The sequence below is a fragment of the Paraburkholderia azotifigens genome, from assembly GCF_007995085.1.
Taxonomy (GTDB): domain Bacteria; phylum Pseudomonadota; class Gammaproteobacteria; order Burkholderiales; family Burkholderiaceae; genus Paraburkholderia; species Paraburkholderia azotifigens.
This window is the reverse complement of record NZ_VOQS01000003.1, coordinates 62,358-88,589: the sequence shown is the minus strand read 5'-3', so window position 1 is coordinate 88,589 and position 26,232 is coordinate 62,358. Positions and strand designations below refer to the sequence as shown.

The window sequence follows — 26,232 nt, the reverse complement described above, 5'->3', positions numbered from 1 at the left end:
CATGCGGGCGGCGCTTTCTCTTCGTTCATTGCGCGTGCCGCTCGCGGCGGCGCTGGCGTGCGCGGGTTTCGTCGTGGGCATGACGGAGCGTGCGCAGGCCGCGACCTGCGACGACTGGCCCGCGTATCGTGCGTTCGTTTCGCGCTTCGTGCAGCAGGACGGACGCGTCGTCGATTTCTCGACGCCCACGCAGCAGACCACGTCCGAAGGCCAGTCGTACGGCATGTTCTTCGCGCTCGTCGCCAACGACCGCGCGACCTTCGAGCGCCTGTTGCGCTGGACGCGCTCGAACCTGTCGGCGGGGCGTTTCGATGGCGACGACGTGAAGCTGCCGTCGTGGCAATGGGGCAGGAAGCCGGACGGCTCGTATGGCGTGATCGACCCGAATTCGGCCGGCGATTCCGATGTGTGGATCGCCTATGACCTGTTCGAAGCAGGGCGTCTGTGGCATGAGCCCGCCTACACGAAGCTCGCGTATGCGCTCGTCACGCAGATCGAGAAGCAGGAAGTCGCCGATCTGCCTGGCCTCGGTCCGATGCTGCTGCCCGGTCCGCAAGGATTCCGCAACGGCCCTACGACGCGACTGAATCCGAGCTATCTGCCGTTGCCGCTGATCCGCGCGCTCGCCGCGCAGTCGCCGAACGGGCCGTGGTCGCGCGTCGCGGACAATGCGTACAAGCTCGTTAAGACGACCGCGCCGCTCGGCTTCGCGCCGGACTGGGCCGCGTATCGCGACGGCCAGTTCGTGGTCGATCCGCAAAAGGGCGATGTCGGCAGCTACGACGCGATTCGCGTCTATCTGTGGGCGGGCCTCACGGCACCCGCCGATCCCCTTGCGAAGCCCTGGCTCGCCGCGCTGCACGGCATGCGCGACCGGATCGCGCAGACAGGCGTGCCGCCCGAGAAAGTGGCGACCACCACGGGCAATGCGACGGGCGAAGGTCCGATCGGCTTCTGGGGCGCGCTGCTGCCGTACTTCCGCGCGTCCGGCGACACGCGCGCGGCAGGCCTCGCGCAAACGCATCTGGCTTCGCTCGCGACGCCCGCGCCAGGCGCCGCGCCATCCACTCAAAACCAGCCTGTCTATTACGACGAGGTGTTGATGCTCTTCGGTACAGGGTCCGCAGACGGCCGCTACCGCTTCGATGAAAACGGCCGTCTCGTGCCGCGTTGGGAGAACACATGTCAATCCGCCAACGCGCGCTCGTAATCGGCGTCGCGCTCACGCTCGGCGCGGGCGCGGCGGCGTCGGCATTCGCGCAGGCGCAGCCGAACGATCCCATGAGCGTCCTGATCGATCAGGGCAAGTACTGGCAGTCTCACAAGCGTGGCGATCTCGCCGAGCAGGCGTGGCTGAAGGTGCTGCGCATCGATCCGAAGCAGCCCGACGCGCTGTACGGGATGGGCATCGTGATGTCCGACCGCAAGGACGGCGCGGGTGCGCAGCAATACCTCGCGCGGCTGCGCCAGGCCGCGCCGAACTATCCGAACATCGATGAACTCGCGCGCCGTCTCGGCCAGTCGAGTCCGACCGATCAGGCCGTCAACGACGCGCGGCGGCTCGCGCAGTCGGGTCAGCAGGCGTCGGCGGCACAGGCTTACCGGCAGGCGCTCGGTCCGACGCCGAACAATCCGCAACTCGCGCTCGAGTATTACCAGGCGCTCGGTTCGTCGCCGCAGGGCTGGGAAGAGGCACGCCGCGGGCTCGAACAGCTCGCGCGCGAGCATCGCGACGATCCGCACTTCGCGCTCGCCTGGGCGCAGCATCTGACCTATCGCGAAGCAAACCGGCGCGAGGGCATCGAGCAGCTGGCGCGGCTGTCGAAGGATTCCGTCGTCGGCGCGCAGGCAAAAGCGGCGTGGCGTCAGGCGCTGCTGTGGCTCGGCGTGCGCGCATCGGATGCGCCGCTGTTTCAGGCCTATCTGACCGTCGCGCCCGACGATGCCGCTGTCAAGGCGCGCGCCGATTCGATCGCGGAACAGGACCGCCGCGCCAGCGAGCGCGCGCAGCAGAACGCGGGTGCCGACGCGCGCGGACGCACCGTCGCGGAAGGCTTTGCGGCGCTCGATCGCGGCGATCTCGTGACGGCGAAAGCGCGCTTCTCGTCGGTGCTCTCCAGTGCGCCGAACGACGGCGATGCGCTCGGCGGCATGGGCGTCGCGCTGCTCAAGCAGGAGCAGTTCGCGCAGGCGCGCGAGTATCTGCTGCGCGCGTCGCAGCAGGGCGGCGCGGCGCGCTGGCGCGAGGCGCTCAACAGCGCGACCTACTGGATGTACACGAGCGAAGGCCTCGGCGAGCAGAGCAACGGCAATCTGACGCAGGCGAAGGCATCGTTCGAAAAAGCGATCGCTGTCAGTCCCGGCGACGTGACGGCGCAAACCGCGCTCGGCGATCTGCTGATGCAAAGCGGCGACCCGCGAGGAGCGGAAGCGGCGTTCCGCATGGCGCTGCGCCGTCAGGCCGACAATCCCGATGCGATCCGCGGGCTGGTTGGCGCGCTCGCCGCGCAAGGGCGCGGCGACGAGGCGCTCAGCTTCGCGAACCAGTTGACGGACGAGCAGCGCAAGAAAGTGGGCGGCGCGGATCGTCTGCGCGGCGAGGCACAGGCGGCGCAGGCGCGCGCGGCCGAAGCGCGCGGCGATCTCGGCAATGCGCGCAGCCTGTTCGAAGACGCGTTGCTGAGCAATCCCGACGATCCGTGGCTGCGCCTCGACCTTGCGCGCATCTACGCGAAGCAGGGTGCGTATGCGAATGCGAAGAGCATCATGGATGGTCTGATCGCGCTGCATCCGGACATGCCCGACGCGTACTACGCGAGCGCCTTGCTTGCCGCGGACATGCAGGACTGGCGCTACGGCCTGTCGCAACTCGAGCATATTCCCGCTAATAAGCGCACCGACCAGATGGCGATGCTGCAGCACCGGCTGTGGGTGCATCAGCAATGCGACGAGGCCGTGGCGCTCGCGAAGAGCGGGCGCGTCGCGCAGGCACGGGGCGTGCTGCAGAACGCGGAACCGGTCGCGGGCACGAATGCGGAACTGATCGGCGCGATTGCGTCGGCGTATGTGAATACGGGCGACACGGCGCGGGCGTTGATGATGGTGCGCAGCGCCGTCGCGCGCGCGCCGAACGACGCGGGGCTGCTGCTCACCGATGCTGGCATTCTGCTGAACGCAGGGCAGGACGCCGAACTGGGCGAAGTGATGCGGCGGCTTGCGTCGATGCAACTGGCGGGCCAGCAGCGCAGCGACTTCGAGAAGATCAATGTAGCGATCGTCGTGCGCCGTACGGACGCGCTGCGTCAGGCAAACGATCTGGCAAGCGCCTTCGACGTGCTGTCGCCGTGGCTTGCCGCGCGGCCAAACGATCCCGACATTCTCGCGGCGCTCGCGCGTCTGTACACCGCGAACAACGACAACGCGAACGCGCTGGCAACGTATCGCCTCGCGCTTGCGCAGAATCCGACTGATCCTGGCCTGCTGCTGAACGCGGCAGGCGCGGCGACGCAGATCCGCAAGTTCGATTTCGCCGAGTCGACGCTGAAGCAGGCGTTGCGCATCGCGCCGAACAATGCCGACGGACTCGCCGCGATGGGCCGCATGTATCGTGCGCAGGGGCGCAACAGTCTGGCCGCGCAGTACTTTCAGCGGGCGCTGATTGCGCAGAACGCGCCGCTCGCGCGTCCCGGCGCGCAGACGGCGGGCGCGAACGGACAGCCCGTGCCGAGCGGCTGGGACGTACCGCTGCGTTCGAGAGGTCCGATTCCGCTGCCGGGCACGAACCCGTTTGCTAACCGGACGTCGGCGGATGCTTCGAACAGTGTGTCTTTCCCGGCGCAGAACGCCCAACCGTATCCGATGCCAGCCATGCCTGCCTATACTCCGCCGACGCAGCCGGCAACCGCGCCTTATGCGCCTTACGTCGCGCCGCAGCCGCCAATGCAACCGGCCATGCAGATCAATTCGCTCGGCGTGCTCGCGCCGCAAGCGGCATCGGGTCAACGCGAGACGGCATCCGATGCGGACGGCTACGGCCCCGATCAATATGGGTCTTCGCAGTCGGGCGGCGGGCTTGCCCCAGGGCAGGCGTATCCGGCGCAGGGTGATGCGCAGTCTTATCGGCCCCAGTATCCACAGCCATATCCGCAGCAGGCGCCCGCGCAGCCGTATCAGCAACCGGCGTACGCACAACGGGACGATGCCTACGTGAGCACGCCCTGGCCGATGTCGCCGCAGGCGCAGGCCGCCGCACAGGCGCAGGCGACGCAGCAGCAGATGAACGTGCAGCCGTCATCGAGGAAGCGCACGTCGAAGAACGCGAAGACGACGACTAACAACGCGGCCGCGTATCCGCAGCAGCAAGGCGGTTATGCGCAGGGTGCTTATCCTTATCCTTATCCGCAGCAGCAGGCTTATCCGCAACAGTATCCGCAGCCGCAGCGCGCATATGCGCAGCAGGCATATCCGCAGCAGGGTTATCAGCCGCAGCCGTATCAGCAACAGCCGTATCAGCAACAGCCGTATCAGCAACAGCCGTATCAGCAACAGCCGTATCAGCAACAGCCGTATCCCCAACAGCCGTATCCGCAGAACTACACGAACCAGGGCTACGGCCTCGTACCGTACGTTCCGCAGCCGCCCGCGCCGTATCCGACGCGCAACGCGCAACTGCAGGACGAACAGAGCCGGCAATATCCGCAGCCGGCGCAGCAGCAGCCTTTGACCGTCGAAGAAGAACTCGCGCAGATCAACCGCGAGCAGTCGAGCACGGTGAGCGGCGGCATCCAGTTTCGTAACCGCGACGGCGAGAACGGACTGTCGAATCTGACCGACATCGAAGCGCCGCTGCAAGGCCGCATTCGTGCGGGCGATGGCCACGTGAGCGTCGAGGTCACGCCCGTCACGCTCGATGCGGGTACGGCGAGCAACAGTTCGAACACGATCGCCCGCTTTGGCTCGGCGCAAACCGACCAGACGAGCAACCCATACGGCTCGCAGACGGCGACGGGTGTCGGCGTGGGCGTCGGTTATGAATATCGAGGCCTGAAAACGGATGTTGGCGCGACGCCGTTCGGCTTTCGCGAGCAGAATCTCGTCGGCGGCGTGCAGTACAAGGGCGGGTTGACCGACAAGGTGTCCTACAGGCTGACGGCGGGGCGCCGGGCCGTGACGGACAGCCTGCTGTCCTATGCAGGCGCGCGGGACCAGCTGGCGAACCTCGAATGGGGCGGCGTGACGTCGAACGGCTTGCGCGCCGATGTCGGCTGGGACGACGGCACCAACGGCCTGTACGCGAATGCGGCGTGGGACTACTACGACGGCCATCACGTCGCGTCGAACAACTCGGTCAAGGGCGGCGGCGGCGTGTACACGCGGCTGTACAAGGACGCCGACCAGACCTTCACGGTCGGCGTGAACACGACGCTGATGCACTACAACAGGAACCTCTCGTACTTTACGTACGGGCAGGGCGGCTACTTCAGTCCGCAGCAGTACGCGATCCTGAATCTGCCGATCGAATGGACGGGGCGCAATGGTCCGTTCACCTACGACCTGAAGGCATCGATTGGCGTGCAGCATTACCGGCAGGACGATTCGCCTTATTTCCCACTCGATCCGAGCTTGCAGAGCAGCGCCGCCTCGCGCTTCGCCAGCGCCAAACAGCCCGTGCCCGACACCAATGCTGTCTATCCCGGCCAGAGCAAGACGGGCGTGTCCTATTCGATCGATGCCGTCGGCGAATATCAACTGGCGCCACAACTGGCCGTGGGCGCCGCGGCGTCGTTCGGCAACGCGTACGAATACCGCGAGTTCGTCGCGGCGGTGTATGTGCGTTACGCGTTCACGAAGCAGACGGGTCTCGCGATTTTCCCGCCTACGTCGCTGCGTTCGCAGTATCTGCCCGTGAACGAGTAGTGCGTTAGCCCTCGAAGAAGCAATGCGTCGCCGCGTTGCTTCTTCCTTTGCCGTTCCGCCTTCCTGCCTGTGCGTCCGCGCATATGGGCGTCCCCGCTTCCGGTCCGCTTCCGACCCGCTTCCGGCCTGCTTCCGGCCCGCTTCCGACACTTCGCACGCACGTTTTTTAACGTGCCTCTACAATCGGCTGACCGATTTCCCGATGCATGCGCAACCTGTGCATGCGGTGCGTATGCACTTGTCGGGCTCGCACGATTAGCGCGTCACGTCTAACAAAGAACGGTTGTCGACCGGCTTTTATTCGACGTCGGCGGATAAAAAACTCCACTTACGGAATCGCTCATGACAACGCTGAACATCAACGGTCAGTCTCACACGGTCGACGCGCCGCCCGACATGCCCGTGCTCTGGGTGCTGCGCGATATCGTCGGTCTCACGGGAACGAAGTTCGGCTGCGGCATCGCGCAGTGCGGCGCATGCACCGTGCATCTGGACGGTGTCGCCGTGCGCTCTTGCGTGCTGCCCATCGCGGCCGTCGGCGACAAGAAGATCACGACGATCGAGGCTGTCGGCGATACGCCTGCCGGGAAGAAAGTACAGGCCGCGTGGCGGCACATCGACGTCGTGCAATGCGGCTACTGCCAGTCCGGTCAGGTGATGCAGGCGGCGTCGCTGCTGTCGCAGAACCCGAATCCGAGCGACGCCGACATCGACGCAGCCATGGCGGGCAACATCTGCCGCTGCGGCACGTACAACCGCATCCGCGCTGCCGTGAAGCAGGCGGCGAAGGAGGCGTGACATGTCGCAAGGATTGCTCGATGCACAAAACGGCAAGCCGCGCGATGACGGTCAGCCCGCTCATGCCGCTCTCTCGCGCCGCACATTTCTGAAGTTCAGTGCAAGCGTCGCGGCGGTAGCAGGCGGCGGGCTCATGCTCGGCTTCAGCTTTCCCGCGCGCAGCCAGGGCGACGTACGCAAGACGGTGATCGGCGGGGACGGCGTGGAGACGCCGCAGAACGGCGTGTTCGCGCCCAACGCGTTCGTGCAGATCGACACGGCAGGCAAGGTCACGCTGATCATCCCGAAGGTCGAGATGGGGCAGGGCGTGTACACGTCGATCCCGATGCTGATCGCGGAAGAACTCGAAGTCCCGCTCGACAGCGTGACGGTCGATCACGCGCCACCCGACGAAAAGCGCTTCACGGATCCGCTGCTCGGCGGCCAGCTGACGGGCGGCTCGACGTCGATCCGCTATGCGTGGGAACCGATGCGCCGCGCAGGCGCGACCACGCGCGTGCTGCTGATCAACGCGGCTGCACAGCAGTGGCAGGTCGAACCCGCGTCGTGCCACGCGGAAAACGGCCAGGTGATTCATGCCGGCACGAAGCGCAGCATCGCGTATGGACAACTCGTCGAAGCGGCTGCGAAGCTGCCTGTTCCCGAGAACGTGCCGCTCAAGGATCCGAAGGACTTCAAGCTGATCGGCACGCAGGCGAAGCGCCTCGATTCGCCGGAGAAGGTGGATGGCAGCGCGATCTTCGGGCTCGATGTGCGTCTGCCCGACATGGTCTATGCGGCCATCGTCAATTGCCCGGTGTTCGGCGGGACACTTGCGAGCGTCGATGACACGGCCGCGAAGAAGATTCCCGGCGTGCGGCAGATCGTGAAGTTCGACAACGGCGTGGCCGTGATCGGCGATCACACGTGGGCCGCGAAACGCGGTGCGGCGGCGTTGAAGATCACGTGGAACGAAGGTGCGGGCGCAACGGTGTCGACGAAGACGATCTTCGACGATCTGGCGAAGGCGTCGCAAGGCAATGGTGCCGTCGCGCGCAAGGAAGGCGACGTGAACAACGCGTTTTCGCAGGCGAAGACGCGTATCGATGCCGTGTATCAGCAGCCGTTCCTCGCGCACGCGACGATGGAGCCGATCAACTGCACCGTGCATGTGAAGCCCGACAGCTGCGAGATCTGGGTCGGCACGCAGGTGCCGACGCGCGCGCGCGATGCAGGCGCGAAGGTCACGGGTCTGCCCGCCGACAAGATCATCGTGCACAACTTCCTGCTCGGCGGCGGCTTTGGGCGGCGGCTCGAATTCGACATGGTCACGCAGGCGACGAAGGTGGCCAAACAGCTGAACGCGCCCGTGAAGGTGGTGTGGACGCGCGAGGAAGACATCCAGCACGACATGTTTCGCCCCGCCTATTACGACAGGATTTCCGCCGGGCTCGACGCGAACGGCAAGCCGGTTGCGTGGCAGCACAGGATCGTCGGCTCGTCGATTCTCGCGCGGTTCGCGCCGCCCGCCGTCAAGAACGGCGTCGATCCCGATGCCGTCGAAGTGGCCGCCGATCTGCCGTACGACCTGCCGAACCAGTTGATCGATTACGTGCGTCAGGAGCCGCGCGACATCCCGACGGCATTCTGGCGCGGCGTCGGGCCGACGCGCGGCACGTGGGTTGTCGAGAGCTTCATCGACGAACTCGCGGTGCAGGCCAAGGTCGATCCCGTCAAGTATCGGCGCGATCTGCTCGGCAAGTCGCCGCGCGCGCTGAACGTGCTGAACGTTGCGACGCAGGCGGCGGGCTGGGGCAACGCGGTGCCGAAGGGCCAGGGGCGCGGCGTGTCGGTGATGCATGCGTTCGGCAGCTTTTTTTCGATGGTCGCCGACGTCGCCGTCGATCAGGGCGAGGTGCGCGTGACGCGCGTGGTGTGCGCCGTCGATTGCGGCATGGTCGTCAATCCGAATACCGTCGAGGCGCAAATCTCGGGCGGCATCATCTTCGCGATCACGGCGGCGCTGTACGGCGAGATCACGATCGATCGCGGCCGCGTGCAGCAGACCAATTTCACCGACTACCGGATATTGCGCATCCACGAGACGCCGCCGATCGACGTGCATATCGTCAAGAGCAGCGAGGCGCCGGGCGGCATCGGCGAGCCGGGTACGGCGGCTGCCATTCCCGCCGTCGCCAACGCGATCTACGCGGCGACGGGCAAGCGCCTGCGGCAGTTGCCCGTCGGCAATCAATTGATGAGCGCATAAGGGGAGGCCGGCGATGAACACGACATGGAAGGCTTGGGCTCTGTGCGCCGCGCTTGCGCTGCCGCTATACGCGCACGCCGCCGACGATGCGCTCGTCAAGCGCGGCGAATATCTGGCGAAGGCGGGCGACTGCATCGCGTGCCATACCGCGCCGCATGGCAAGCCGTTCGCGGGCGGCCTGCCGATGACGACGCCGATGGGCGCGATCTACTCGACCAACATCACGCCGGATGCGCAGACGGGCATCGGCGAGTACAGCGAGGACGACTTCAAACGCGCGATGCGCGAAGGCGTCGCGAAGGACGGCCACAACCTGTATCCGGCGATGCCGTATCCGTCGTACGCGAAGGTCAACGACGACGACATGCATGCGCTTTACGCGTACTTCATGAACGGCGTGACGCCTGTGAAGCAGGCGAACCGCGAGTCGGACATCAAATGGCCGCTGAACATGCGGTGGCCGGTGAAGTTCTGGAACATGGTCTTTCTCGACAAGGGCGTGTACCGGGACAAGCCGGGCAAGGACGTCGCATGGAATCGCGGCGCATACCTGATTCAGGGGCTTGGGCACTGCGGCTCGTGTCATACGCCGCGCGGCGTCGCGTTCCAGGAGAAGGCGCTCGACGAAAGCGGCAGTGCGTTCTTGACGGGCGGTTTGCTCGACAACTGGTTCGCGTCGAATTTGACGGGCGAGCACAACGTCGGCCTGGGCCGCTGGTCGGAAGCCGACGTCGCGCAGTTTCTGAAGACGGGTGCGAACCAGCATGCGTCGGCATTCGGTGCGATGGCGAGCGTGATCAACAACAGCACGCAGGCGATGACGGATGCCGACGTTGCGGCGATGTCGCGTTATCTGAAGTCACTGCCGTCGGCGGGCGGGTCTGGCGGCGCGGCTTATGCGTATGACGCGAAGGCGACGAAGGTGTCGTTGACGCGGCCTGCCAACGATGCCGGGGCACGGGTTTATACGGCGTATTGCATGCATTGCCATGGGGTCGATGGGCGCGGGTTCGCGCCTATGCTTGCGCCGCTTGCTGGTAATCCTAACGTTTTGGAGAAGGATCCGAGTTCTTTGATCAACGTGACGTTGAATGGCACTGAAGATCTCGTGATTGGGGGGATTCCGGCGGCTTATCCTATGCCTAAGTATGCTTCTGTGCTGAGTGATCAGCAGGTCGCTGATGTGGTTTCGTTTATCCGTTCTGGATGGGGGAATGGGGCGCCTGCTGTCGGCGCTGGTGAGGTGGGCAAGATCAGGAAGGTTGCCGTTAAGTAGTGTTTTTTGTCTGCGACGCCATGCGATTTTTTTTTTCGCTGGCGTCCGCGTTTTGCTTTCTGTACTTCTTGCGTTGCCCCTGTGCGGGGCGGCACTTACTTTCTTTGCCGCCGCAAAGAAAGTAAGGGAATCTCTGCAAAAGTCCTGGCATTGACGTGAGCTTGGACTATCCTGGGATCAGGAGACTTCATGGAGTGGCGTGATGACACAACTTGGTCTTGGTCTGGATCTGTCGACGAAGCGCACCCGCAAGCGCGAGTTTCTCGATGAGATGACGCGCGTGGTGCCGTGGCAGAAGCTGATTGCGCTCATCGAACCGCACTATCCGAAAGGCAAGACTGGCCGCCCGCCTTTTCCGATCCAGACGATGCTTCGCATTCACTTCATGCAACAATGGTTCAGCCTCTCGGACCCGGCGATGGAGGAGGCGCTGCACGACATCCCGCTGTACCGGGAGTTCGCGCTGCTGGGCACGGGCATGACGCGCCTGCCTGACGAGAGCACGATCCTGCGATTCCGGCACCTGCTTGAGGCCCATGAGCTGTCGGCCAGAATGCTGGCGACGGTCAACGAGATCCTGCAGGCGAAGGGCCTGATGCTCAAGGCGGGCTCGGCGGTCGACGCAACGCTGATTTCGGCACCCAGTTCGACGAAGAAGGCTGGCACGCGAGACCCGGAGATGAGCCAGACGCAAAAGGGCGGCAGCTGGTACTTCGGTATGAAGGCGCACATCGGAGTCGATGTGGAGTCGGGGCTGGTGCATACCGTCAAGTGCACGCCGGCAAATGTTCACGACATCACGGTGGCGCATGAACTGTTGCACGGCGACGAGGAGGTTGCGTTTGCCGATGCGGGCTACGTGGGCATCGAGAAGCGAGGCGAAACGGGGGCGGTCCAGTGGCACGTGGCGATGAGGCCGAGCAAGCGAAGAAAGCTGGACAAAAGCAAGCGGCTCGACAGAATCTACGAGAAAGTCGAGCGGCTCAAGGCGGGCGTGCGGGCGAAGGTTGAGCACCCGTTTCGGGTGCTCAAATGTCAGTTCGGCTATCTGAAGGCGCGGTATCGAGGCATGGCGAAGAACACGGCGCAGATCGAAACGCAGTTCGCGCTGATCAATCTCTGGTTGGCTCGCGGGGTGCTCGGTAAAGCGAAATGAAGGGCGAAGACGCCCCCAAAGGCGCAGCGTCCATGCGCAAGATGCGACCGGCATCGGTTCAACACAGCGTGAATGGGGACGCGAATTCCACTCCGCGCGTGCCAGTTAGAGATCCCAGGCAGAAAACGGGTTGTTCAGACCTTCCTAAGCAAAGAAAGCGGGCTAACACCGCCAGTGCTAGTTGTTGCCTGCGGGCCCCCACGGGTCCCGCACTCCAGGCGGCATCGCACTGTCCTTTGCCCGTTGCCAACGTACTAACTCACGCCTCACCCACTTCACCTTCCCGCGTCACGTTTCGCTTTACCAGAAAGTCCACAGCCGCCCAGGTGGCAAACGGTGTGTAGGCCGTCGCGATCGACGTGCACCACTCCGGACTGAAAAGCGGGATCGGTGTCGTAGAAGCGAGAACGCGTAAGGTGCGACAAGCTACACACAGTTTGCCACCTGGGCGGCGCAGACCATTCGCTGCCGCTGGCTGCGCTACGGGTGACTGGAGAGGGTGATGCGCCGGTTAAAGGCACTGGCAACACGCGTGGAAAAATGCGTTGCCGTGTGGAGTGCGGGACCCGCCGGGGGCCCGCAGGCAGGAAGAAGGATTAGCGGTGTGAGCGGCTTTCTTTTGCCTACTTTTCTTTGCCGCTGCAAAGAAAAGTAGGTGCCGCCCCGCACAGGGGCAACGCCTGAAGTACAGAAAGCAAAACGCGGACGCCAGCGAAAAAAAAATAGCGTCGCAGACAAAAGAAATCTCAACGATGCTGCGTTACCTTATGCTTACGCTCCAAAACCCGAGCCCACCAGGTAAGCGGAAAACACATCGCAAAGTACAAAACCGCGACCATTCCATAGATAGGAAACGGCCGAAAGGCAGCATTAGTAATCATGGTCCCGGTCTTGGTAAGCTCGGTGAACCCAATGATTGAAGTGAGAGCAGTACTCTTCACAACCTGCACAAGGAAACCAACAGTAGGAGCAACAGCAATCTTCAAGGCCTGCGGCCAGACAATAAACCGCAATTGCTGCCCAAACGTCATCCCAAGACTCGCGCCCGCAGCCCACTGCCCGCGCGGAACCGCTTCTACACACCCTCGCCAGATATCGGCGAGATACGCACTCGTGTAAAGCGTCAGCGTGACAGTCGCCGCAACCCAGGGCGACACATCGATGCCCATCAACGGCAAGCCAAAGAACGCAAGAAACAGCTGCATCAGCAAAGGCGTGCCCTGAAACAACTCGACGTACAGCACGACTACGCGCCGCAGCCAGGGCAAAGGCGACACTCGCATCGCGAGCAACAGCAAGCCCACCACGCCACCGCCGACAAACGCAATCACCGACAGCAACACAGTCCAGCGCGCCGCAAGCAACAGATTGCGCGCAATGTCCCAGAGCGTGAATTCGATCATGACGAGCGCTCCGTCGTCGATGCAGCGCGCGCGCTACGCAATGAGAAAACCGAACGCCTGGACGTGCCGGCGGAACGCGCCGCGCGTCCCGCGAAGAGTCCTTTGCCAAGCCGGTTCAACACCTGCCGCAAGACGATCGACAACACCAGATACGTCGCCGTAATGATCACGTACGCCTCGAACGAGCGGAAGTTGCGCGACTGGATATAGTTCGCCGCGTAAGTCAGGTCGGGCACGGAGATCTGCGACACGACGGCGGAGCCGAGCATTACGATCAACACCTGGCTCAACAGCGCAGGGAATACATTGGCAATCGCCTGCGGCAACACGACATGCCGGAACACCTGACGTCCCTGCAAGCCCAGCGCCTGCGCCGCCTGGACCTGACCGCGCGGAATCGAATCGATACCCGCCCGCACGATCTCGATGGCGTACGCGCCGAGGTTGACCGTCATCGCGAGAATCGCCGCCTGGATTTCGTCGATGCGAATGCCGAGGCTCGGCAGCCCGAAGAACACGAAGAACAGCTGCACGAGGAAAGGCGTGTTGCGGATCACTTCGACATAAGAGGCGATCAGCCAGCGCGCCCATTTCGGCCCGGACGCGGCCACCACCGCGCCCGCAATGCCCACCAGCCCGCCGAGCAAGGTCGATACGGCTGTCAGCCCGAGCGTCACGCCGACGCCACGCACGAGCATCCCCGCATACATGTCGAAACTGCTGAAATCGAACGTGTAACTCATCGTATGCGGCTCATCGTGACATCGGGTGATCGAAGAAAGGGCTTAAAGGTTTTCCGGCAGCGGTGCGCGCAGCCACTTCTGCGAAATCGAGTTCATCGTGCCGTCCTTGCGGGCGCGCGCGATGGTGTCGTCGACTTTCTTCAGGAGACGCGGCTCGTTCTTGTTCAGGCCGACATGATCGGGCGAACTGAACAGCGAGAACTTCTGCTCGGGATCGTTGGCAGGATGGCGCGCGAGGATCGTCGCACCCACATCGTTGCCGACTACCATCAACTGTACCTGACCAGAAAGAAACGCCGAAATAGCGCCGTTCGGATCGTCGAAACGTTTGATGTTCGCCGACGGCGGCGCGATCTTCGTCACGCTCAGGTCCTCCAGCGTGCCGCGCGCGACCGAAATGCTCTTGCCCGCCAGATCGTTCGCGTCCTTCACTTTCAGCGACTTCGGACCGAACACGGCGAGGTAGTAAGGCGCGTAAGGCTGCGAGAAGTCAATCACCTTCTCGCGCTCGGGCGTCTGGCCCACCGACAGCAGCATGTCCGCCTTGTGGTCGGCGAGATAGGCCATGCGGTTGTCGCCCGTCACGGCCACGAGTTCGACCTTGACGCCGAGCGACTTGCCGATCAGGTTCGCGACGTCGATGTCATAGCCTTGGGGCTTCATATCCGGACCGATCGAGCCGAACGGCGGATAGTCCATGAACACGCCGACGCGCACGACGCCCGTCTTCGTGATCGTATCGAGCGCATCCGCATGTGCGAGCGGGGCGAAAGCGGACAGCGCGGCACCCGCAAAAGCGAGCGCGGCGAATGCACGCGAGAAGCGGCGGCGAGAAAAAGCGGCGGTGGTCATCGGTGCATCCTTTATCAATGTTGGGACTGCGGTGCAGCCACTCTAGGTTTGCCAAAAACCTCGAACAATCGAAATCTGCGCATGGAAGCCATGCATGGCGCTCATGCTGTAGGGGTTCTCCCGGGTCGAATCATGTATGAGCTTTATGCATGCCAGACCGGTACGGAGAATTTTGGATCGCGTATGCTCGGGTGGTGTCGCGCGCACGCCTGAATGCATGGCATGCGCGTGCGATGAATTTTCCTGATGTAATGTTCATGCGAACCCCATGCGACGACTCCCGCCATTGAATGCCTTGCAGATCTTCGAGACCGTTGCGCGCCATCGCAGCTTCACGCGCGCGGCCGAGCACCTGTGTCTCACGCAAGGCGCCGTGAGCCGGCAGATTCTCGCGCTCGAAGACTACTATCAATTCCCGCTCTTCAAGCGGCACGCAAAGGGCCTGACGTTGACGGCGGAGGGCGAGCTGCTGCTGCCCGCCGTCAAGGAGAGCTTCGCGCGTATCGAAGAAATTTCGCTGCGTCTCACGCGCCAGCGCACCGATCTCGCGCTAAAGGTGCCGACCTGCGTGATGCGCTGGATGCTGCCCAAAATCATGCAGTTCCAGGCCGACTATCCGGACCTGCACGTGCAGATCACGACCACGTGGCAGCACGACGTCGACTTCCAGGTCGAGCCGTTCGATGCCGCGATCGTCTATGGCACGTCGGCGGGCGCGGACGTGCAGGCGGTGCCGCTCTTCGAGGAGCGCCTCACGCCAGTGTGCGCGCCGCAGCTGGTGCAGGACAAGCCGCTTGCGAAGCCCGCCGATCTCGCACGCCACACGCTGCTGCATCCGACGCGCGATCATCGCGACTGGAAAATGTGGCTCGATTACGTCGACGCGCGCGACGTCGATGCGAATCTCGGCCCGAGCTTCGACACGCTCGATCTCGCGACGAACGCAGCGTTGCAGGGGTTCGGCGTGGCGATCAGCGATCTCGCGCTGATCGAAGAGGACGTCGCGGCGCAACGGCTCGTGCGTCCGTTCGATACCGTTCTGACGACGGGCGCCCGCTACTACTTCGTGTATCCCGACAGCGTCGCGCATCAGCAGAAGGTCAATCTGTTTCGCGACTGGATCGACGGCAACTGGGCCGCGTGAGCGCGCGTGCCTTGCCTCAGGGTGCGAAAGACAGAAACAGATACGCGGCGAACAGCGACAGATGCACGGCGCCTTGCAGGATCGTCGTGCGGCCCGTGCCCAGCGTGAGCGTGCTGATCAGCAGCGTCAGCGTGAGCAGCACGGTGTCCTTGCCGTCGATGCCGAGCACGAGCGGGCGGCCCGTCCAGATGAACACCAGCGCGACGGTCGGTATCGTCAGGCCGATGCTCGCGAGCGCCGAGCCAAGTGCGAGATTCAGGCTGGTCTGCAGGCGGTCGGCGCGCGCAGCGCGCACGGCAGCGAGTCCTTCGGGCAGCAGCACGAGCGCGGCGATCACGATGCCGACCACGGCGGCAGGCGCGCCTGCTTCGAGCACAGCGCGCTCGACGACGGGCGACAGCACCTTCGCCAGCAGCACGACGGCGACGAGACTCACCACGAGCAAGCCGGCGCTCACCATGGCGACGCGCGTGCCGGGTGGTTCGGCGTGCACGTTTTCATCGCCTGCACGGGCGTCGGCGAGAAAATAATCGCGGTGGCGCACGGTCTGCACGAACACGAACACGCCGTACAGCACCAGCGACGAGACGCCCGCAAACGCGAGCTGCGAGTCGCTGAGCGCGGGGCCGAGCGCGACGCTGGTGTAGTTGGGCATCACCATCGTCAACACGGAAAGCGACGCGAGCACGGCCAGCGCCGCGCTGGCGCCGCGGATCTGAAAGCCCTGCTCGCGATGCTGCAAGCCGCCCACTAAAAGGCAGATCCCGACGATGCCGTTGCACACGATCATCACGGCGGCGAACACCGTGTCGCGCGCGAGACCCGCTTTCTCCGGCCCCGCCGACAGCATCACGGAGACGATCAGCGCCACTTCGATCACCGTCACGGCGATGGCCAGCACGAGCGTGCCGAACGGCTCGCCGACCCGGTGCGCGACCACTTCCGCGTGATGCACGCCTGCGAACACCGAGCCCGCCAGCGCAACGGCGGCGAGCGCCGTCAGCAGGCCGTTTTCGGGCAGCGCATAAGCGGCGCCGAGCACGAGCCACGCGATGATGGGCGCTGCAATCGTCCAGCGGGGCAATACGGGCGATGTCGATGCCATGGGTTCAGTCCGTTTGTTGTTGTTCGTGTGGCCGTTCGCGCGGGAGCGCCTGTGCACCATCGACGGGCGGCACGCATAGCAGGGAGATTAAACCAGCCGGAGAGGCGGGCGGTGTGACGGGAGCGCAAAAAATGCGCGCCACAAAGAAAAACACCGCTCCTCGTGACGAGGAGCGGTGCGTTGTCCGGCTATTGCGTCCGCATGCGGACGCGAGCAGGCGCTGCGGCGAACTTACTGGCCGACCGGGCGGATCGTCAGCGCGTTCTTCACGGACGTCACGCCCTCGACGCCTTGCGCAACCTGCGTTGCCTTGTCGACTTGCGGCTGCTCCGGCACCGAGCCTTGCAGCGTCACAGCACCGCTCTTCGCACGAACCGTGATGTTGGCGACGCTGATGTCCTTGGCTTTCGCCAGCGCGCCGCGCACCTTCTTCGCGAGTGCGCGGTCAGCCGACTTGGCTGCCTTCGCGGTCTGCTTGGCGCTCGGCTGAGCCGTCATGTCGGCATCGCTGGCCTGAGCGTAAGCATTGACCGATGCGAGAACCACGAGTGCTGCACCTACCATCTTGATTGCCTGGATCGCCTTCATTCACTTTCTCCTGTTGTCATGATTTGCGACGGTGTCGCGCCTGAAACTCGCCCGGCGAGCGGGTTCTTCACGCGCGATACCACTGCACTACCACTTCTTTACTTCTGGGATGAAAACGGCTGCAAGCTGTCTACGCACCGCGCGGCTTGCCGTGAGAACTGGCACGCCCGAATCACCGATGCGGCTGACAGGACAGTAACGATACCTCAATTGGTTCCACAATGAAGACAAAGGGTCGCCGGGATGCGGCATTGCTACAACGGATCGATGCTGCTTGTACCCGTTTGCACCCGTTTGTACCCGTTCGCACCCGTGTGCACGCATTCGACGTGCGCCGTGCATGAATCCGCGCGGCGCGCCATCATGCTGCACACGGTCCCGGCACTGCACATCCGGCACATCCTCGCATGGCGAAAACGGCGCTTTCCCTCGTTCCTCTACATCGCAACGATCTTCCCGTCGATACGGTTGACCTTGCACGCTTCTTACTGGGTAAATACCTGGTCCACGACCTGCCTGAAGGGCGCGTTGCGGGACGGATCGTCGAGACGGAGGCGTATCCCGTCGGCGATTCGACCAATCATGCGTATCCTGGGCGGCGTGCCTTCAACGGCTCGATGTTCCTCGAGCGCGGGCACGCCTACGTGCGGCTCACATACGGCGTCTACAACGTGATCAACGTGGTCAGTGAAGGCGAAGGGACGGGCGCAGCCGCGCTGATCCGGGCGCTGGAGCCCGTCGAGGGCATCGAATGGATGCGGGCGCGCCGGCCTGGCACGAAGCCGCGCGATCTGACGCGCGGGCCGGGGCGGCTCGCGCTTGCACTGGGTATCGGGCCCGGCTTCGACGGCGCCGATCTGTGCACGGGCCACGGCTTGTGGCTCGGCACGGCGGGCCATGCGCCCACGCCGTTTGCCGTCACGACGCGTATCGGCATCGCACGCGAGACGCACCGGCTCCTGCGCTTCTATGTGCCCGGCAGCCCGTTCGTCAGCGGACCGCGCAAGCTGCTGTCGGGCGTGACGCCGGCGTCCTCGTAACGGGCATATCGGCCGGTTTTCGCGTGTGGCGGCGGGTATGGGTGCCATATCGACTCGTTGCGCCGATATGTCCCGACATTATTACGCCGCGCTATCGCGAGCATTGACAGAGGCTTGCAGCACGACTCGACTTTTGCAATCAGCGCAATTAAGTATCTCCGGGATAGGGGTTTTCCCTTGGTCGGCTGGTGGCTAAACTGGCGTCACTTGCTTCACAAACAGATGAGTGAAGCGCCTGACAAAACAACTTCTGGAGGTAGTTACCATGAAATCCCTGCTCAAGGCTGTTGCCCTCGCTGCCGTTCTCGCCGTTCCCGCTGTGTCGTTCGCCCAGTCGAACCAGCCCGTGACCCGCGCTGAAGTCCGCGCACAACTGGTCCAGCTGGAAAAGGCCGGCTACAACCCGGCGACGGCGGTTGACTCGACCTATCCGGCCGACATCCAGGCTGCCGAATCGCGCGTCTCGGCGCAAAACGGTGCAGTGGCGCAAGCCACCGTTGCCGACACGGGTTACGGTGCGTCGACCAACGGTTCGTCGCAAGCGGGTGCGAAGACGCTGAACCCGGCGCAAGGCGTGTACTTCGGTCATTAATCGATGACGGCAACCGGGCCTCGGTGTTCACGGCCCGGCCTGCGCGGCTTCGGCGCAGGCATGAAGCCCGTATGACAGACATCCAGACGGCGGCACCAGGACGGAAAGAGGACGGAAAAACGTTCCCCGCGCCGCCGTTCACGAAAGCATGAACCTCCGCCGCCGCAAGGTGGCTTAGCCCAACCTCGCGGATTGGGCTTTTTTTGCTGGCTTGCGGAGGGGACGTTGCAGCGGCATACGGTTGCCGCCACGATCCGCGCTCAGAGAATCATGCGCCGTGTATGTAATGCTCGAGTTGCTGAATCGTGAACTGCTGCTCGGCGATGATGTTCTTCACGAGGTCGCCGATCGACACCATGCCGATCAGCTGGTCGTTCTCCAGCACGGGAAGGTGACGCATGCGGCGTTCCGTCATCAGCGCCATGCATTCGTCCGTGGTCTGCTCCGGGCGCACGAAGCGCACGGCGCTGCTCATGATGTCGCGTACGGGCGTTGTCTTCGACGAACGGTCCATCAGCACGATCTTGCGCGCATAGTCGCGTTCGGTGACGATCCCCGCGATCGCCCCGTTTTCCTTGACGATCAGTGCGCCGATCTGCTTCTCGGCCATCAGCTTGACGGCCTCGTAGACGGAATCGGCTGCTTCGATCGTGTAGACGTCTTGATTCGGCTTCGATTTGAGGACTTGTGCAACGCTAGTCATGGAGCGGCTCCGTTTGCGGTGCAGCACGCCCGGCCGCGGCGCGCTGGGGTGAAGGAGAGGCACGTCAAGCGCAGATCAAGCGCAAGTCAAGTATAGGCGTGGACGACGGCTGCGGCGACGCTCGCTTCGCCTGGTTTCGTGTGGACTGGCACGCATGTCATGCAAATCGACGGTCCAGCTGCACGGCGAAGGCGCGATGCATCGGCGGATGCACCGTATTGCCCCATGCGCACCAACGCGAAGCGGCTGCCAGGTACAATTCGCCGTTTAGCGGTAAACTCCGCTTCTGTACTTTATCCCCGGTCGTTCACGGGTTCATGTCCGCAATTCCGCTAATGCCATGCCCATGTCTCACGATCCGTCGCTAGCTGACGGCGCAATCACCGGCGAATGCGTCACGCTCGACGCGACCGCCATGCTTCCCACCCGCTACGGCACCTTCACATCCTACGTGTTTCGCGTGAACGACTCGGGCGCCGAGCATTTCGCGCTCGTCATGGGCGATGTCGAGAGCAAGCAGTCGGTGCTCACGCGCCTGCACTCCGAGTGTCTGACGGGCGACGTGCTCGGCTCGTACCGTTGCGACTGCGGCGAGCAACTCGATCTCGCGCTGCGCTATATCGCGGCGGAAGGCTGTGGCGTGCTGCTGTATCTGCGCGGTCATGAAGGGCGCGGCATCGGCCTGTCGAACAAGATCCGCGCGTATGCGCTGCAGGAGCAGGGCCGCGATACCGTCGAAGCCAATCTCGACCTCGGCCTGCCCGACGATTCACGCGAATACGATTCGGCGGCCGCCATTCTGCGTCTGCTGAAGGTGACGTCGGTGCGGCTGATGAGCAACAACCCGAAGAAGTTCGACTCGCTGTCGAAGCACGGCATTCCCGTTTGCGAACGTGTGGCACTCGCGATTCCGATGCGCGAGGAGAACGAGCGCTATATCCGCACCAAGCAGGTGAAGTTTGGGCACTACTTCGAAGAAAACGAGTAGTAGAAAATCGTATCGACGTGAGAGCGGCTTCAGCAAAGGCTCTCACGCATCAAAACATTCCCCGGCAACGCGAAGCCTTCGCGATACCCGCGCCGGGCGAATCAACCCGTGAACTCCGCCGCAGACACCAGTTTCGCGTAGCCGAAGCCTGGTGCCGCCATGCTGGATATGAACGACGAGGTCGCCGTTCTTTCTCGCGGCCTCGATGACAGCACTCGCATTATCTAAAGCGGCATCGACTTCCGCCAATGTCTACTTGCCTCCAGCGAAATAGTCGTTCTGAATATCGACTGCGATAACTGCCTGGTTCGTCATGAAGCTCCCACCTTAAGTCAGAAACGCGTCACGTTCGTTCGATGCAAACGGGAACGTGACGAGGGAGGAATCGAATGCGAAGAATGCGCGCCTGCGCGAAAACAGCCTTCTGGTAACGAGAAGAGTTGCGTCCACGATGCGGTGGACGACAAGTGATGCCTGGCCCTCGATGCGACCTGCCGTTGATTACCAGCGACGGTAACTTCCGTGCCAATTGCCGCTCTGTCTATTGCCATAGCCATGGTTGACGGGCGGCGCGGAATAAACGGCTGGCGGCGGACTGGTCTGGTAGACGTAGGTGCCCGGCGCTCCATAAGCGCCCGGCGGTGCGAAGCGGGATTGGTAGGTCGCCGGCGGCGGAGGAGGAGGAATCGGCATGTAGTAGCCGCCCGCATTGGCTTGAGCCAAAGCTGACGCGGGTACACAGGCAGCAGCGATTGCCAGCAGCGAGATTGCGTACTTCATGATCTGAGTTCCCGACGGTTCGCCCAATTCGCCTCGACTGTGAGGTCAATAAAAGCATAGTCGCTTTTAATGGCGTCAGAAGATCATGAAATCGTCATTGCTGTCGGGTATCGCGCTCAGCAGTTGCTCCAGCCGATGCCAGCCCAGCCCCGCGGCGATTCCCATCGCGAATGTATATAACGTCCTGCGCAGATCGAACGGCCGCGCGTCGTCGCGTTGAGCAGGCCGCGCATGAACGGTATGTGTCAAAGGACAGCACGGCATGTGCAAGCTCCTGTGAACGTGTCACGCGTCGACGGTGCGCGTCGATGCGGCCAACGCGTCATTCAGCGACGTCGTTCCGAAGCGCCGCTCGGTACGTGGATCGACGTCGATACGCCCGGCATTCTGCGCATCGTAGAGATCCGTGATGAGCTTCGCGTGATTCGTGCCGAGTCCCGAGCGCAACAGTGTCGCCGTCCATTCACTGCGAGGCAAGGCGAGCGCAGCGATGTCGCGGCCCGTTGCTTCGCTGAAAGCGCGTGCGACATCGTTCGCATCGTAACGGCTCGGACCTTCGATACTCACGATGCGAACGCCGTCGTCATCGCGCGCTTCGCTGAGCAATTGCGCGGCAAGCACACCGACGTCCTGCGCGGCCACAGTCGGAAACCGCCTGTCGACAGGATGATGCAGACTCGGCAGCCGCCCCGTCGCGAGCGCGACGGGCAGCACGCGTGCCCAGTTGTGCATGTGTTCCGCCGAACGCAGCAGCGTGAGGCGCGGCACGCTTTCCTTGAATACCGCTTCGAGCTCGTGGAACAGCATCGTGATGCCCGTGCCTTCGTCCCGTTCGGCGCCATAGTCGGACAGTGCGACGACATGCAGATGCGGATGCGCGCGCAGCGCACGCGCGGCCGTCCCGATCATGCGATGCATCGCGCTGGCCGGGTCGGGGTCGCGATGCGGAAGCGGGCAGAGCATCTGTACCGCGTGCGCACCGTCGAGCGCGCGATGCAGCGACGATTCGTCGTCGAGATCGCCATGCACCGTTTCGCAGCCGATGCGCGTGAATGTCTCGCGCTGCGCCGGATCGCGCACGACGGCGCGCACGTCATGTCCCGCATGTCTCAACGCGGTTGCCGCCGCGCGTCCCACGTTGCCTGATGCGCCGAATATCACGTACATCGTCCGTCTCCTTGAGTTGCATGCGGATAGAGCGTACGTGGAGGCAAGGCGGCAAACGCGCATGAAAAGATGATCCGCGACAGATCCGGATGACGATCTGCGCGCCGCATTCGCACCACGGAAACATCAGCCAGCACGCGCGCGCAAAACGCAGCACAATGCGGCAATCGGATGACGGAACGAGGAACAAGCGATGAATGCAGTTCTCCCCGCGTTGGCGCCGCACACGGGCACGCGGCAAAGCCTGCTGTCGAGCGCGTCGCTCGGCTGGTCGGGCTTCGGCGCGGAAATGATCGGCATTTCGGCGGGCATGCATCGTCTTCCGGCGATCGCGCAGCATCGCGTCGGCGTGCATGTCGGCGCGCCCGTTCGTGCCGTTTGCCGTTGCAACGGCAAACGGTCCGCGCGCATTCAGGCGCACGGCGACGCCGACGTGGTTCCCGCAGGCCTTGACGGCGAATGGTCCGACGACGCCAACTGCACGGTGCTGCGTATCTGGTTCGCGAACGACTTCGTGCTCACCACGCTGGATCAACTCGGTCTGCGCGCCGCGCATGCGCAGATCCGCCCGCAGTTCCAGCTACGCGACGCGCGCGTGCAGCATCTGGCGTGGGCGATGCGTGCGGAACTCGAAGCCGACGACGCCTCCGATCCGCTCTACGCCGAGAGCGTGTGCACGGCGCTGATCGTGCGGCTCGCCGGCGCCGCGACACCTGACGGCGGCAAGCGGCGCACGTTGTCGCCACGCGCGGCCGCGCGCGTGATCGACTATATCGAGGCGCATCTCGACGAACGTCTGACGCTGACCGAACTGGCCGCGCTCGTCGAATTGAGCGTGCCGCATTTCAAGGTTCTGTTTCGCGAGACGATGGGCGTGCCCGTGCATCGGCATGTGGTGCAGCGGCGCGTCGAGCGGGCCAGGGCGCTGCTGCAGCAAGGCCGCCTGAGCGCGAGCCAGGTCGCGCTCGACGTGGGTTTTGCGCATCAGAGCCACATGGCGCACTGGATGAAACGCCTGCTCGGCGTGACGCCGCGCGAGATCGCGCGCAATGATGCCGTGCGGCTCATCGTTGCGCGCTAGCGTGTAAATCAGCTTTTGATGCGCGTCGAAGCGGGATCGTAGGGTGCTTTCAGATGCAGCGTGGCGTCGAGCAGTTCGCCCGCCACATCGATCTGATAGCGGCCGCCCGTGAGCCACGCATCGTCGAGCGCGGCGTTGTCGTTGCGCTTGACGTAGCCCATCGCGACCGGGCAGCCAAGCGTATGCCCGAACGCCGCCGACGAAACGAAGCCAACGGCGATGCCGTCGCGCATGATCGCTTCGCCGCCCCACAACATGCGATCGCTCGCGCCGTCAGCGGTGAATACGACGAGGCGTCGACGCAGCGGCTCGTCGCGCAGCCTGACGAGCGCATCGCGTCCGATGAAAGGCATGTCCTTGTCGAGCTTGCAGGCGAACGCGAGGCCCGCTTCGAAGGGATTCGTATCCGGCGACAGCTCGCGTCCCCATGCACGGTAGCCTTTCTCGATCCGCAACGAGTCGAGCGCGTAATAGCCCGCGTTTTTCAGGCCGAACTGCTGTCCGGCCGCCTGCAGCGCTTCATAAACACCGGCCGCGAATTCGACGGGCACGTACAGTTCCCAGCCGAGTTCGCCAACATACGTGATGCGCGTCGCGCGCACCGTTGCATAGCCAATATCCACTTCCCGGCTCTGTCCGAAAGCGAATGCCCCGTTGCTCCAGTCGGCCTTCGACACGCTCGCAAGCAGATCGCGCGCACGCGGACCCATCAAGGCGAGCACCGCGTATTGGCTCGTCACGTCGACCAGCACGCAATGGCTGTCGGGCGGAATGCATTTGTCGATCGTGTCGAAGTCGCGCGTGGTTTGCGCGGAGCCCGTGACGAGCAGATATTGATCGTCGCTCAGACGCGTGAGCGTGAAGTCCGATTCGTAGCCGCCGCGCTCGTTGAACATGCCCGTGTAGACAGCCGTGCCCGGCGGAACGGCGACATCGTTCGCGACGATTCGTTGCAGCACGGCTTCGGCATCGCGTCCCTTGACGAGAAACTTGGAGAACGACGTCAGATCGAACAGTGCGACACCGTCGCGGCACGCGCGATGTTCGTCGCCGCTCCACGGCAGCCAGTTCTGCTGGCCGAACGAATAGTCGATGCGCGCCTGTTCGGGACTCGGCGCAAAGAAGTTCGCGCGCTCCCAGCCCATCTTGCTGCCGAAGCAGGCGCCGTCGTCTCGCAGCTGCGCATACAGCGGCGAGCGGCGGAAGGGCCGCGCGCTATCGAGTTCGCGATTCGGCCAGGGCATCGCGTAGTGCAGGCCGAGCGTCTCTTTCACGCGGTCGTGCAGCCACGCGTCGTTGCCGTTGAAGCGCGCGAAGCGGCGGATGTCGACGGGCCACAGGTCCATCGTCGGCTCGCCCGCGACGATCCACTCGGCGAGCGCCATGCCCGCTCCGCCCGCTGACGCAATGCCCATTGAGTTGAAGCCCGCGCCGACATAGAAATTGCGCAACTCGGGCGCTTCGCCCAGCATGAAGTTGTTGTCGGGCGTGAACGACTCAGGGCCGTTGTAGAACTGGCGCACCTGTGCCGTTTCCAATGCGGGCACGCGTCGCAGCGCGTTCTCCATCAGGATCTGGAATTGATCCCAGTCGTCGGGCAGCAGCTGGAATTCGAAATTCTCAGGAATGCCGTTCATGCCCCACGGTTTCGCGTCGGGTTCGAAGCCGCCCATCACGAGTCCGCCCACTTCTTCCTTGAAGTAGATGTAGCCGTCGGGGTCGCGCATCACGGGCAGGTCGGGATGCACGCCCGCAATGCGTTCCGTGACGATGTAGTAGTGCTCGGCCGAATGCAGCGGCACCGTGACGCCGCACAGGCGCCCGACGCTCTTCGCCCATTGCCCCGCGCAGTTGACGACGATCTCCGCCGCGATCGTGCCTTCATCGCCTTGCTTGTCGCGCCACGCGACGCCGCTCGCTGCGCGGCCCTTCACCTCGGGCCGCGTGTGAATCGCGGCGACGCGCGTATTTTCGACGATGCGCGCGCCACGCCGGCGTGCGCCGCGCGCGAGGGCCTGGGTCAGGTCGGTCGGATTCGCCTTGCCGTCGCCGGGCAGCCAGACGGCGCCGAGCAGGTCGTCGGTGCGCATCGGCGGCCACAGCTCGCCCGCTTCCTTCCGTCCGATCACATCGCAAGTCACGCCATAGGCGCGCGCGACGGCGGCCGTGCGCCGCAGTTGCGTCATGCGTTCCGCCGTCCTCGCGACGGACAGCGAGCCGCATTGCTTCCACCCCGTCGCGAGCCCCGTGTCGGCCTCGAGTTCAGCATAGAGCGCCGTCGAGTAGCGGATCAGCTTCGTCATGCTTTCCTGCGCGCGCAACTGGCCGACGAGACCGGCTGCATGCCAGGTGGTCCCGCATGAAAGCTGGCCCTGTTCGAGCAGCACGACGTCCGTCCAGCCGAGCTTCGTGAGGTGATAGGCAACCGAGCATCCGATGATGCCGCCGCCGACGATGACGACGCGTGCCTGAGTCGGAAGTGGAGTTGACATGTCTGGCGTCTCGCGAGAAATGTGGCGTTGTTCCGTGGATGTGCGTGGATTTGCGTGGAAATATGTGGAAGTGTGTTGTGGTGTACTTTGCCGCAAAAATCCGGCAGATGCAATGGGTTTGAGAAGCCGCACAGGTGAATTCGGAGATGATGAATGTGGA

At 63.8% G+C, this 26,232-nt stretch carries 21 protein-coding genes; 11 read left to right on the top strand and 10 right to left on the bottom strand.

What is annotated here, in order from left to right; genetic code table 11:
• Nucleotide 1: 1 nt before the first annotated feature.
• The 6 genes from bcsZ to FRZ40_RS17555 all read left to right on the top strand — a co-directional run bounded on the left by bcsZ (nt 2) and on the right by FRZ40_RS17555 (nt 11,394).
• Complete coding sequence (gene bcsZ / locus FRZ40_RS17580; RefSeq protein WP_147234981.1) at nt 2-1,210, top strand: cellulose synthase complex periplasmic endoglucanase BcsZ; 1,209 nt, start codon at nt 2-4, stop codon at nt 1,208-1,210.
• The gene (locus FRZ40_RS17575) at nt 1,183-5,916 is read left to right on the top strand and encodes a cellulose synthase subunit BcsC-related outer membrane protein (RefSeq protein WP_147234980.1); all 4,734 of its coding nucleotides are present in this window, start codon (nt 1,183-1,185) and stop codon (nt 5,914-5,916) included. Before bcsZ ends, FRZ40_RS17575 begins: the two co-directional genes overlap by 28 nt.
• 342 nt (nt 5,917-6,258) lie before the next feature.
• Nucleotides 6,259-6,714, top strand: coding sequence for a (2Fe-2S)-binding protein (locus FRZ40_RS17570; RefSeq protein WP_028364889.1), 456 nt, complete (start codon nt 6,259-6,261; stop codon nt 6,712-6,714).
• A 1-nt stretch (nt 6,715) separates the two neighbouring features.
• On the top strand, nt 6,716-8,962 hold the full coding sequence (locus FRZ40_RS17565) for a xanthine dehydrogenase family protein molybdopterin-binding subunit (protein WP_147234979.1): 2,247 nt from the start codon (nt 6,716-6,718) through the stop codon (nt 8,960-8,962).
• Between the two features lie 13 nt (nt 8,963-8,975).
• A complete protein-coding gene (locus FRZ40_RS17560; RefSeq protein ID WP_147234978.1) occupies nt 8,976-10,238 on the top strand; it encodes a c-type cytochrome in 1,263 nt (420 codons plus the stop codon).
• Between the two features lie 202 nt (nt 10,239-10,440).
• The gene (locus FRZ40_RS17555) at nt 10,441-11,394 is read left to right on the top strand and encodes an IS5 family transposase (RefSeq protein WP_147233004.1); all 954 of its coding nucleotides are present in this window, start codon (nt 10,441-10,443) and stop codon (nt 11,392-11,394) included.
• 746 nt (nt 11,395-12,140) lie between these two features.
• Here the strand turns inward: FRZ40_RS17555 and FRZ40_RS17550 are convergent.
• The 3 genes from FRZ40_RS17550 to FRZ40_RS17540 are packed head-to-tail and all read right to left on the bottom strand — an operon-like array spanning nt 12,141 to nt 14,392.
• On the bottom strand, nt 12,141-12,797 hold the full coding sequence (locus tag FRZ40_RS17550) for an amino acid ABC transporter permease (RefSeq protein ID WP_147234977.1): 657 nt from the start codon (nt 12,795-12,797) through the stop codon (nt 12,141-12,143).
• On the bottom strand, nt 12,794-13,540 hold the full coding sequence (locus FRZ40_RS17545) for an amino acid ABC transporter permease (protein WP_147234976.1): 747 nt from the start codon (nt 13,538-13,540) through the stop codon (nt 12,794-12,796). The genes FRZ40_RS17550 and FRZ40_RS17545 overlap by 4 nt, the downstream gene beginning before the upstream one ends.
• A 42-nt stretch (nt 13,541-13,582) precedes the next feature.
• The gene (locus FRZ40_RS17540; protein WP_028364884.1) at nt 13,583-14,392 is read right to left on the bottom strand and encodes a transporter substrate-binding domain-containing protein; all 810 of its coding nucleotides are present in this window, start codon (nt 14,390-14,392) and stop codon (nt 13,583-13,585) included.
• 268 nt (nt 14,393-14,660) lie between these two features.
• Here FRZ40_RS17540 and FRZ40_RS17535 point away from each other — a divergent pair, with 268 nt between their 5' ends.
• Nucleotides 14,661-15,536 carry a LysR substrate-binding domain-containing protein gene (locus FRZ40_RS17535; protein ID WP_028364883.1) on the top strand — a complete coding sequence of 292 codons (876 nt, stop codon included), beginning with the start codon at nt 14,661-14,663 and terminating at the stop codon, nt 15,534-15,536.
• 16 nt (nt 15,537-15,552) lie between these two features.
• Here FRZ40_RS17535 and FRZ40_RS17530 read toward each other — a convergent pair whose 3' ends face one another.
• Together FRZ40_RS17530 and FRZ40_RS17525 are read right to left on the bottom strand one after the other, a co-directional pair.
• Nucleotides 15,553-16,641 (bottom strand): calcium:cation antiporter, encoded by a 1,089-nt coding sequence (locus tag FRZ40_RS17530; RefSeq protein WP_147234975.1) that lies wholly within the window; start codon nt 16,639-16,641, stop codon nt 15,553-15,555.
• 231 nt (nt 16,642-16,872) lie between these two features.
• A complete protein-coding gene (locus FRZ40_RS17525; RefSeq protein WP_028364881.1) occupies nt 16,873-17,229 on the bottom strand; it encodes a BON domain-containing protein in 357 nt (118 codons plus the stop codon).
• 407 nt (nt 17,230-17,636) lie between these two features.
• On the opposite strand from FRZ40_RS17525, the gene FRZ40_RS17520 reads away from it, so the two are divergent.
• Nucleotides 17,637-18,269 (top strand): DNA-3-methyladenine glycosylase, encoded by a 633-nt coding sequence (locus FRZ40_RS17520; protein WP_147234974.1) that lies wholly within the window; start codon nt 17,637-17,639, stop codon nt 18,267-18,269.
• 265 nt (nt 18,270-18,534) lie between these two features.
• Nucleotides 18,535-18,861, top strand: a complete 327-nt coding sequence (locus FRZ40_RS17515) for a DUF4148 domain-containing protein (protein ID WP_028364879.1) — start codon at nt 18,535-18,537, stop codon at nt 18,859-18,861.
• Nucleotides 18,862-19,129: 268 nt separating this feature from the next.
• On the opposite strand, the gene FRZ40_RS17510 is transcribed toward FRZ40_RS17515, so the two are convergent.
• The gene (locus FRZ40_RS17510; protein WP_028364878.1) at nt 19,130-19,564 is read right to left on the bottom strand and encodes a CBS domain-containing protein; all 435 of its coding nucleotides are present in this window, start codon (nt 19,562-19,564) and stop codon (nt 19,130-19,132) included.
• 340 nt (nt 19,565-19,904) lie between these two features.
• On the opposite strand from FRZ40_RS17510, the gene ribA reads away from it, so the two are divergent.
• Nucleotides 19,905-20,552: a GTP cyclohydrolase II gene (gene ribA / locus FRZ40_RS17505; RefSeq protein ID WP_028364877.1), complete on the top strand. Its 648-nt coding sequence runs from the start codon at nt 19,905-19,907 to the stop codon at nt 20,550-20,552.
• Between the two features lie 501 nt (nt 20,553-21,053).
• On the opposite strand, the gene FRZ40_RS17495 is transcribed toward ribA, so the two are convergent.
• From FRZ40_RS17495 to FRZ40_RS17485, 3 genes are all read right to left on the bottom strand, one after another.
• On the bottom strand, nt 21,054-21,332 hold the full coding sequence (locus tag FRZ40_RS17495; RefSeq protein ID WP_147234972.1) for a hypothetical protein: 279 nt from the start codon (nt 21,330-21,332) through the stop codon (nt 21,054-21,056).
• A gap of 75 nt (nt 21,333-21,407) precedes the next feature.
• Nucleotides 21,408-21,596 (bottom strand): hypothetical protein, encoded by a 189-nt coding sequence (locus FRZ40_RS17490; protein ID WP_147234971.1) that lies wholly within the window; start codon nt 21,594-21,596, stop codon nt 21,408-21,410.
• 21 nt (nt 21,597-21,617) lie between these two features.
• Entirely contained in the window at nt 21,618-22,499 is an 882-nt protein-coding gene (locus FRZ40_RS17485; RefSeq protein ID WP_147234970.1) for an NmrA family NAD(P)-binding protein, read from the bottom strand.
• A gap of 193 nt (nt 22,500-22,692) precedes the next feature.
• Here FRZ40_RS17485 and FRZ40_RS17480 point away from each other — a divergent pair, with 193 nt between their 5' ends.
• Nucleotides 22,693-23,580: a helix-turn-helix domain-containing protein gene (locus tag FRZ40_RS17480; RefSeq protein WP_147234969.1), complete on the top strand. Its 888-nt coding sequence runs from the start codon at nt 22,693-22,695 to the stop codon at nt 23,578-23,580.
• An 8-nt stretch (nt 23,581-23,588) separates the two neighbouring features.
• On the opposite strand, the gene FRZ40_RS17475 is transcribed toward FRZ40_RS17480, so the two are convergent.
• Nucleotides 23,589-26,072 (bottom strand): GcvT family protein, encoded by a 2,484-nt coding sequence (locus tag FRZ40_RS17475; protein ID WP_147234968.1) that lies wholly within the window; start codon nt 26,070-26,072, stop codon nt 23,589-23,591.
• Between the last annotated feature and the right edge of the window lie 160 nt (nt 26,073-26,232).